An 8,639-nucleotide genomic window follows, 5' to 3' on the forward strand; every position below is an offset into this window, starting at 1 on the left:
GTAGAGGTGTTGGACGCATAAATTGCGGAAGCTGGCATAGCTGCTTCAGCTTTTTCAGTCACAACACGCTTCACTTCGCGGTCTTCGAACACAGCTTCGATTACCAGATCCACATCGCTCAATGCGTTGTAGTCGGTGGTCGCAGTGATCAGGCTCAGCAGCTTCTCTTTTTTCTCAGGAGTAGACTTGCTGCGCTTGATAGCTTTGTCCAAAAGGCCTTCAGAGTAAGCTTTGCCTTTGTCCGCAGCTTCCTGGGACTGGTCGATCAGAACAACCTCAAGACCAGCTTTTGCTGTGACATAAGCAATGCCTGCACCCATCATGCCAGCACCAAGCACACCAATCTTCTTCAGTTGTGTCTTAGGCACACCAGCTGGACGGCGAGCCCCTTTGTTCAGCTCTTGCATAGAACCAAACAGGGAGCGAACCATAGCGGCAGCTTCTTTGCTCTGCAGAACATGGGCAAAGTAGCGGCTCTCAATGGTCAGGCCAGTGTCCATTGGCACCATCAGGCCTTCAACAACAGAGTGCAGCATGTAGCGTGCGCCCGGATAGTTGTCATAGGTGTTCTGACGGTAAATTGCGTTTGCAGCAGGCCAGAACTGCATACCGGATGGGGAGTAAACCTTACCGGTTGGGATTTTGAAGCCCTTCTTGTCCCAAGGTTGGGCAGCGTCAACGCCATCTGCCAACATCTTCTTGGCAGCAGCAATCAGCTCAGCTTCAGGCGCAACAGCTTCAATCAACTTCAGGCGCATGGCCTTCTTGGCATCAAGGGTTTGCCCCAACAGCAGGAACTGCAAGCCACCCTGCAGATCGCCAACCATACGCATAACACGCTGCGTACCACCGCCACCTGGGAACAGACCGACTTTCACTTCAGGCAGAGCCATTTTTAGGCTCTCTTCAGCACCGATCCGTTTATGACAGGCCAGTGCCAGCTCTGTACCGCCGCCCATACAAACACCGTTCACAGCAGCTACATAGGGCTTGCCTGAGGTTTCCAGTTTGCGGAACACTTGAGACAGTTTGCGAGACCCGTCAAACAGGTCCTTCGCAGCCCCTTCTGCATCAACAGCCTGACGTTTTTTGAAAGTAGCAAGCAGCTTGCCGATCATGCTCAGATCAGCGCCAGCAGAGAATGCTTTTTTGCCAGAAGCAACAACAACGCCCTTGATCGCATCATCAGCGGAAATGTCATCGACGACTTTGTCCAGCTCAAGAATGACGCTCTCGTCAAACACGTTCATCGGCTTTTCTGGCGAGTCCCATTTCAGAACTGCAAAGCCGTCCGCATCGGTTTCAAGGGTAAAGTGTGTGTAAGTCATGTTCGTCTCTCCCCTTAAACGCGCTCAATGATGGTTGCTGTGCCCATGCCAGCGCCAATACACAGCGTAACAAGAGCAGTGTTTTTGTCCTGACGCTCCAGCTCATCAAGAACTGTACCAAGGATCATTGCGCCAGTTGCACCAAGTGGGTGACCCATTGCAATTGCACCGCCGTTTACGTTTATGTTGGCGTGGTCAATCTCAAACGCCTGCATGTAACGCAGAACAACAGCCGCAAAGGCTTCATTCAGCTCAAACAGGTCGATGTCGCCAATTTCCATGCCAGCGTTTTTCAAAAGCTTCTCGGTCACATCAACCGGACCTGTCAGCATGAGTGCCGGATCAGAACCAATGTTTGCAAACGCTTTAATGCGTGCGCGTGCTTTCAGGCCGTAAGCCTCGCCAGCCTCTTTGGTACCCATCAGCACAGCTGCAGCACCATCCACGATACCGGAGGAGTTACCAGCATGGTGCATGTGGTTGATCTTTTCGATCTCAGGATGGGCCTGAATACCAACAGCGTTAAAGCCACCCATACTGCCCATCATCTCAAAGGATGGGTTCAGGCCAGCAAGAGACTGCATGTTTGTTTCAGGACGCATGTGCTCGTCACGGTCCAGAATAGTCAGGCCATTGATGTCGCGTACAGGAACAACTGAGTTCTTGAAGCGGCCTTCATCCCATGCCTGTTTTGCACGGCGTTGGCTTTCCACGGAATATGCATCCACGTCATCACGGGAGAAACCGTATTTGGTGGAGATCAGGTCAGCAGAAACGCCCTGCGGCATGAAGTAGGCAGGAATAGCCACCTGCGGGTCTGCAGGCCAAGGACCACCAGAAGCTCCAAGACCTACACGGCTCATCGCTTCAACACCGCCAGAAATAACCAGCTGGTTCTGACCGGACATGATCTGGGAGGCACCCATGTTCACAGCATCCAGACCAGACGCACAAAAGCGGTTGATCTGGATACCAGGAACTGAGCGGTCATAGTCTGCTGCGAAGACAGCAGCACGTGCAATGTCAGAGCCTGCATCACCCACTGGGTCAACACAGCCAAGCACAACGTCGTCTACAAGCTTCGTATCAAGCTCATTACGGTCTCTGATGGCTTCAAGAGCGTTCGCTGCAAGGCGCGCTGTCGAAACTTCATGCAAGGAGCCGTCTTTCTTGCCGCGCCCGCGTGGGGTGCGCACATGATCGAATATAAGGGCGTCTGCCATATTGTCCTCCGCAAAAATTGGTCAGGCTGGTGTAGGCAAGGGGTGGCCGGGCATCAGGTCATAAGGGGCTACCCAATGGGGCAGGGCCTTAATCCGCTCAAGCCATGCATTCACATTTGAATAAGGGCCGAAGTCCACACCAATCTCTTCTGGCCAAAACAGGTATCCGCACACCGAAAGGTCTGCGATTGTCGGGCGATTTCCAACAAGGAAGTCACTGTTCGCAAGGCGCTGGTCCAGCACCTTCAAAGTGGCGATGGTCCGGCCTTCAAAAAAGCGGGTCACATCGGTTTCACCGGTCTTCACCATGGCTCGCATATAGCGCAGGGTCGCCACATAGCTGGTCAGCTTGTGGTTATCCCAGAAAAGCCAGCGCAGGATTTCCCGGCGTTCTTCCTCGCTCTCCCAGCCAAACGTGCCAAGCTGCTGGGAAAGGTATTCCAATATCACGGCAGACTGGGTCAGCCGTGTTTCCCCGTGGATCAGCACGGGAATTTCCCCCATCTCGTTCTGCTCACTGCGGAACTCAGGATCGCGGGTCGCACCATTGAAAAAATCAACCCAAGTCGGGGTCCATGATGCCTGGGAAAGCTCCAGCATCAGCGCAACCTTGTAGGCATTGCCGCTTTGCGCAAAACACTGAAGTTCATATTCCGCCATATCGGACTCCTAAAATCTGTCAGCTTAATATATCAGATTGAGAATAGGGCAGGACAAGAGCCCGGGATAGGTCCCGGGCCCTTGAGTTACGGTAATGTGATTAGAACGCTTCTGCGTCCAGGCTCATCATTGTGTCCGCACCAGTGGAGATGCGAGCCAGATGAGCAGAAGATTCCGGCATGATACGCTCCATGAAGAAGGTACCAAGGGTCAATTTGGTGTTCAGCCAGTCTTCCTTGCCGTTTGCGCCTTCAGCAATTTTACCTTTTGCTGCAATCGCAATCTTGGTCCACATGTAACCAAGGGCAACAAGGCCAAACAGGTGCATGTAGTCGTTGGATCCGGCACCCGCATTGTCTGGGTTCTTCATTGCGTTCTGCATAAACCACATGGTCGCGGCCTGAAGGTCCTTCAAAGACTGCTTCAGCGCCGTGGTGTAAACGCTCAGCTCTTCGTCGCCTTCATGCTCTTTTACAAGTGCGCCAACTTCTTTGAACCATGCCTGAATAGCGCGGCCACCATTTGCTGGCAGCTTACGGCCAACAAGGTCAAGCGCCTGAATGCCATTGGCACCTTCATAGATCATGGCGATACGAGCGTCGCGAACGAACTGCTCCATACCCCATTCCTGAATGTAACCATGACCTCCATAAATCTGCTGAGCCATCACAGCGTTGTCAAAGCCCTTATCGGTGATAACGCCTTTGATCACTGGGGTCAGGAGACCCATGATGTCGTCAGAAGACTGTCTTTCAGCTTCATCCTCGGAAAGATGAGAGACATCACCATGCAGGCCAGTCCACATGTAAAGAGCACGTGCTGCCTCATTAAAGGAGCGGATGGTCATCAAAACGCGGCGCACATCCGGGTGCACGATGATCGGGTCAGCTGGCTTATCTGGTGCCTTAGGTCCGGTCAGGGAACGGCCCTGCAAGCGATCCTTCGCGTAGATAACTGCGTTCTGGTAAGCCACTTCGGACTGGGACAAACCTTGAATACCAACGCCAAGACGCGCTTCGTTCATCATCACGAACATGGCGCGCAAGCCTTTGTTTTCCTCACCAACGAGGAAACCAGTCGCATCGTCATAGTTCATGACACAGGTTGCATTGCCGTGGATGCCCATCTTCTCTTCAATGGAACCACAGGAAACGCCGTTCATTTCACCCGGATTGCCGTCTGCATCGAGCTTCTTCTTCGGCACAACAAACAGGGAAATACCCTTGGTGCCGGCAGGAGCGCCTTCGATACGAGCCAGAACGAGGTGAATGATGTTCTCGGAAAGATCGTTATCACCTGCAGAGATGAAGATCTTTGTGCCGGAAATCTTGTAGGAGCCATCCGCCTGCGGAACAGCCTTGGTGCGCAGCATGCCCAGATCCGTACCACAATGTGGCTCGGTCAGGTTCATGGTGCCAGTCCACTCACCGGTTGCCATCTTAGGCAGGTAAGTGTCCTTGATCTCGTCACTTGCATGCGTATGCAGAGCAGCCATCGCGCCAGCTGTCAGGCCCGGATACATGGCAAACGCCATATTCGCCGAACAGATGTACTCATTCACAATGCCGGAGAAGATGGACGGAAGGCCCTGACCACCATACTGCTCAGGAACGGACAGACCACCCCAACCAGCTTCAACATAGGCGTTGTAGGCTTCTTTAAAGCCTGGAGGCGTTGTCACAGAGCCATCATCATGGCGGATACAACCAGCTTTATCGCCAGAATGGTTCAGCGGCTGCACGATCTCCTCAGAGAACTTTGCGCCTTCTTTCAAGATGGCTTCAACCAGATCCAGCGTCGCCTCGGAGAACCCGGGCAAGTTGGAATGTTTTTCGTAACCCAAAACATCTTTGAGCAAAAAGAGAGTGTCTTCGACGGGAGCACTATAACTCGGCATAGCAATTTTTCCTTCCGACCAACCCTAGAGGCATGGATTTAACGTTTGCGTAAACGTCAACTTGTGACGGAATATAGAGCGCCCTCGCGCCTGCGGCAAGTTATACCCAAGTGTAATTTCTTAGGGGTAGGTACGTATCCGCGGAATTCTGCGGGTTTGCACCTGATAACTTCCCTGTGAAATCTTAGTGGACCCTGCCTCTGGTACTATGAAAGTGACGGGTAAGCTTTGTCTGCCCCTCAATTTTAAAGGGAAAATATGGCGTGAAAGCGAGAATCGCCGTTTTTGGAAAACTCGATTATGCGGCTCCCGTCCACACGCTTGGCCCAGCCTTGCTCCAGAAAGAAGGAGAGCAGGGAGGTGCCCGCAATTCCTGCCAGATGAGACCGCCGTGCACTCCAGTCCAGACAGGATTTACACAAGGGCCGCCGCTTGGTCTCCTTGTCCGGTAGCACCACGCCCAGCTCACTCAGGAAGGATCGGCCGTCTCCGGTGAGGTGAAGCTGCTCACCATCTTCCACCAGAAACTCTCTCGCCAGCAGACTGTCATAGGCCTGCACCCCATACTCTCCGGCCAGATGGTTGTAGCAGACACGGGCTTTGCGCAGGGCAGGCTCCTTCGGCCCGGTCCGCACACGCGTCATTCCAGAGCGCATGGCAATGCCGCTCATGGCCTCCAGCAAAGCCGCAACATCAGCATCTGCCAGATTGTAATACTTGTGCCGCCCCTGTTTGCGCAGGGTGACCAATCCGGCCTCCGCCAGCCGTCCCAGATGAAAACTGGAGGTCTGAGGCGTGACACCAGCCTCCTGAGCCAGCTCACTGGCCGTCAACGCCACGCCAGTCATAAGAGCCTGCAACATGTTTGCCCGTGCCGGATCTCCAATGAGCGCGGCAATCCCGGCAATATTCGGACCTTCTTTCATGTGGGGCTCCATTCTTGAATTCTGCCCGATGACTATAGCACACACGCAAAATTGATAGTTCGATCACGATCGAAACAACAGCGCAGGCCAGCTTGCTACACCGGGGGCATTGATGAACTGAACCGGAGATTAGTGATGCTCACCTGTGTTATCCGCTACCAGATAGACCCGACGAAAAAGGCAGAATTCCAACAATACGCGCGCAATTGGGGGCAGGCGATCCCGCGCTGTGGAGCGGACTTGATTGGCTACTACGCCCCTCATGAAGGCTCCACCACATTGGCCTATGGCATCTACAATGTGCAAAGCTTGGCTCACTATGAAGAATACAGAGCCACACTTGCAAATGACCCGCTCGGGCGCGAAAACTATGAGTTCGCTATGAGAGAAAAATTCATCCTGAAAGAAGACAGAACATTTCTCTCACTTGCATCCACGCCGCATGCAAAGCCGTAATCGCCAAATAAGCCGTGAAAGTTCCCAGCATGATTGCCATTATTTTTGAAGTTGAACCCTTCGCAGACCACAAAGCCAGTTATCTGGATGTGGCCGCCTCAATTAAGCCTGAACTGGAGAAAATCCCGGGGTTTATCTCTGTTGAGCGATTTCAGAGTCTCACCAATCCTGAGAAAATTTTGTCACTGTCATTTTTTGAGGACGAGGAAGCCGTGAAGCGCTGGCGCACTCAGGAAAAGCATCAGGAGGCGCAGCAACTGGGAAAAAATGAATATTTCCAGAAGTATCGCATCCGCGTGGCAAGCGTTTTGCGAGATTATGGCTTGGATAACAATTAAATTAAGAAAGTTCGGGAGATATGCCGGTATTTTATAGGTGAAAAATATTGAACGTATTCTTCATGAATAAATTCAGGTGCCTATAAGTGGCTATAAATCAAAAAGGTGGGGTAAAAGCCCCACCTGACCGGACTGAAAATCAGCCTCTTTTTTCGCGCAGCATACCTTCAACAATCGTGACGGTTCTCTGCAGGTCTTCAATCGCTTCATCAATATTGGCGCGCTGACCTTCAAGCACTTTAATCTGCTCCTGAAAGCGGCTCAGCGCCACCTCAAGCTGGGTGACCTGACCGTCACGCAGATCATAAAGATCCAGCATACTGCGGATTTCAGTGAGAGAAAAACCAACACGTTTTCCCATCAAGACCAACTTCAAACGCGCACGGTCCCGACGATTGTAAATGCGATTAAGCCCGTCACGCTTAGGATTCAGGAGGCCCTTGTCCTCGTAAAATCGAAGAGTGCGGAGGGTAACATCAAATTCTTTTGCCAGGTCGCCAATGGTAAACTGTGTCTTCTTTCCCTTACCCAGCTCATTGGCAACAACATCAACAATCATCTCATTGATATGTAGGGCTTCGCTCATCTGCTTGACCTGTTCTTCTTTGCTCTCACGACACTGCCTCTAATGTACGATATCCGTACTTAAGTACATGCTAAATGATGCACCGCGCAATTTCCATCAAGTTTATACATTGGCAAGAACACGTAGGTCCAGCGTGCGCGGCTTGATAACCCTTAATTCGAGTAAATCGGGACACGAATTATTTTCATGAGTTTGTTCCGTACTCCCTGAAATAGCAGGGTATCTGCATGATAACCGCCGTAATTCACATTCCTTAAGGGCTCTTCACGCAGAATTCGAGCTATTAACCCGCTATTTACCCTAACGAGTAAAAAACTAGTCCTACGAGTTTTAAGACCGGTGCAAAACCGCAAAGTGATTCGTTTCTTGACCCACTCACAGACCACGTAAAGTGGTTGACGTTTATTTTTATAATGTGATTTGGGCAGGGAAGGACGACATGGCGCGGTCCGGACAGTTTTATGAGGCCCTTCAGGCATGTCTTGGAATAAACCAGAATTTGGAAAATCCGCTTCAGACAAGTCCTTTGGTGAAGGGCTGGATGCAGACCACGTTAAGTGGTTGGAGGAAAGTGGAATGGCGCAACATAATCCTGCAGCAGCAAGGCATGCGGCCCATTCTCCCTATTCTGATGAATTTGGTACAGCGGCGCAGCAACCCTACGGACAACCTCATCCCACGTCTCAGGAAGCGGCGATGAACGAAGTTGCGCAGGCACTAAGCCGCCTGATGCAGTCTGAAGGCCGTACACCCCTCGCTCATGCAGAACCGCAGCCGCGTGCACGTGATCAACACATGCATGCACCGCATGCGCGTGATCCTCATGTTCGCGACCCACATACTCGTGACTCCCAAGCTCGTGATCCCCAAAATCGTGACCCATGGCACCGCTCTGATCTGAGATCCGGTCTCGACCAGTCAACAAGCCCACATGCCTATGAAGATCAGTACGATCCGTCTGCCGACCAGCACCTGTATGCACGCGCTGGTATTTCTCGTGATCCGCTCCTGCATCCGCGCCCGCCAGTTATGCGCAGACAGGAACAGGCTCCTTTACCACAGGCTCCTGAAGCTTATGCGCCGCAGCGCCGTGCCCAGCAATACGCTGAGCCTGCACCAATGCAGCCGCGTGCGCATCAGCCATCCGCTCATCCTGCTGTCCCTATGCAGCCGGAAAAGCAGGAATGGGCCGCACCCGTGGCCAGACAGGACGAAGATCCAAACG

Annotated in this window: 8 protein-coding genes and 1 pseudogene; 3 read left to right on the forward strand and 6 right to left on the reverse strand. The window is 52.4% G+C overall.

The genetic code is table 11. The features are described 5' to 3' along the window. The 5 genes from PPL9_RS34355 to PPL9_RS23290 form a co-directional block, all read right to left on the reverse strand. Nucleotides 1-1,328, reverse strand: a 1,328-nt coding sequence (locus tag PPL9_RS34355; RefSeq protein WP_244273449.1) for a 3-hydroxyacyl-CoA dehydrogenase NAD-binding domain-containing protein, incomplete at its 3' end; no start/stop codon positions are given. Between the two features lie 14 nt (nt 1,329-1,342). After that, a complete protein-coding gene (locus PPL9_RS23275) occupies nt 1,343-2,551 on the reverse strand; it encodes an acetyl-CoA C-acetyltransferase (protein WP_057464944.1) in 1,209 nt (402 codons plus the stop codon). A 21-nt stretch (nt 2,552-2,572) separates the two neighbouring features. Then, a complete protein-coding gene (locus PPL9_RS23280; protein WP_057464945.1) occupies nt 2,573-3,211 on the reverse strand; it encodes a glutathione S-transferase in 639 nt (212 codons plus the stop codon). Between the two features lie 100 nt (nt 3,212-3,311). Beyond that, entirely contained in the window at nt 3,312-5,108 is a 1,797-nt protein-coding gene (locus tag PPL9_RS23285; protein ID WP_057464946.1) for an acyl-CoA dehydrogenase C-terminal domain-containing protein, read from the reverse strand. A gap of 245 nt (nt 5,109-5,353) precedes the next feature. Then, entirely contained in the window at nt 5,354-6,034 is a 681-nt protein-coding gene (locus PPL9_RS23290; protein WP_057464947.1) for a winged helix-turn-helix domain-containing protein, read from the reverse strand. A 135-nt stretch (nt 6,035-6,169) separates the two neighbouring features. Here PPL9_RS23290 and PPL9_RS23295 point away from each other — a divergent pair, with 135 nt between their 5' ends. Both PPL9_RS23295 and PPL9_RS23300 read left to right on the forward strand, forming a co-directional pair. Beyond that, on the forward strand, nt 6,170-6,490 hold the full coding sequence (locus PPL9_RS23295) for an NIPSNAP family protein (RefSeq protein ID WP_057464948.1): 321 nt from the start codon (nt 6,170-6,172) through the stop codon (nt 6,488-6,490). A 29-nt stretch (nt 6,491-6,519) separates the two neighbouring features. Next, nucleotides 6,520-6,828 carry an antibiotic biosynthesis monooxygenase gene (locus tag PPL9_RS23300; protein ID WP_057464949.1) on the forward strand — a complete coding sequence of 103 codons (309 nt, stop codon included), beginning with the start codon at nt 6,520-6,522 and terminating at the stop codon, nt 6,826-6,828. A gap of 139 nt (nt 6,829-6,967) precedes the next feature. Here the strand turns inward: PPL9_RS23300 and PPL9_RS23305 are convergent, their stop codons facing one another. Beyond that, nucleotides 6,968-7,414 carry a MerR family DNA-binding transcriptional regulator gene (locus PPL9_RS23305; protein ID WP_057464950.1) on the reverse strand — a complete coding sequence of 149 codons (447 nt, stop codon included), beginning with the start codon at nt 7,412-7,414 and terminating at the stop codon, nt 6,968-6,970. A gap of 477 nt (nt 7,415-7,891) precedes the next feature. Between PPL9_RS23305 and PPL9_RS33625 the strand changes: the two are divergent. Beyond that, nucleotides 7,892-8,639, forward strand: a pseudogene (locus PPL9_RS33625) (hemagglutinin); the annotation flags it as partial.

Source organism: Pseudovibrio sp. POLY-S9, assembly GCF_001431305.1.
GTDB lineage: Bacteria > Pseudomonadota > Alphaproteobacteria > Rhizobiales > Stappiaceae > Pseudovibrio.

Excerpts from the sequence above, each read along its gene's own strand:
- PPL9_RS23295 (WP_057464948.1), top strand. The coding sequence starts at position 6,170 with ATGCTCACCTGTGTTATCCGCTACCAGATAGACCCGACGAAAAAGGCA.
- PPL9_RS23280 (WP_057464945.1), bottom strand. The coding sequence starts at position 3,211 with ATGGCGGAATATGAACTTCAGTGTTTTGCGCAAAGCGGCAATGCCTAC.
- PPL9_RS23275 (WP_057464944.1), bottom strand. The coding sequence starts at position 2,551 with ATGGCAGACGCCCTTATATTCGATCATGTGCGCACCCCACGCGGGCGC.
- PPL9_RS23290 (WP_057464947.1), bottom strand. The coding sequence starts at position 6,034 with ATGAAAGAAGGTCCGAATATTGCCGGGATTGCCGCGCTCATTGGAGAT.
- PPL9_RS23305 (WP_057464950.1), bottom strand. The coding sequence starts at position 7,414 with ATGAGCGAAGCCCTACATATCAATGAGATGATTGTTGATGTTGTTGCC.
- PPL9_RS23300 (WP_057464949.1), top strand. The coding sequence starts at position 6,520 with ATGATTGCCATTATTTTTGAAGTTGAACCCTTCGCAGACCACAAAGCC.
- PPL9_RS23285 (WP_057464946.1), bottom strand. The coding sequence starts at position 5,108 with ATGCCGAGTTATAGTGCTCCCGTCGAAGACACTCTCTTTTTGCTCAAA.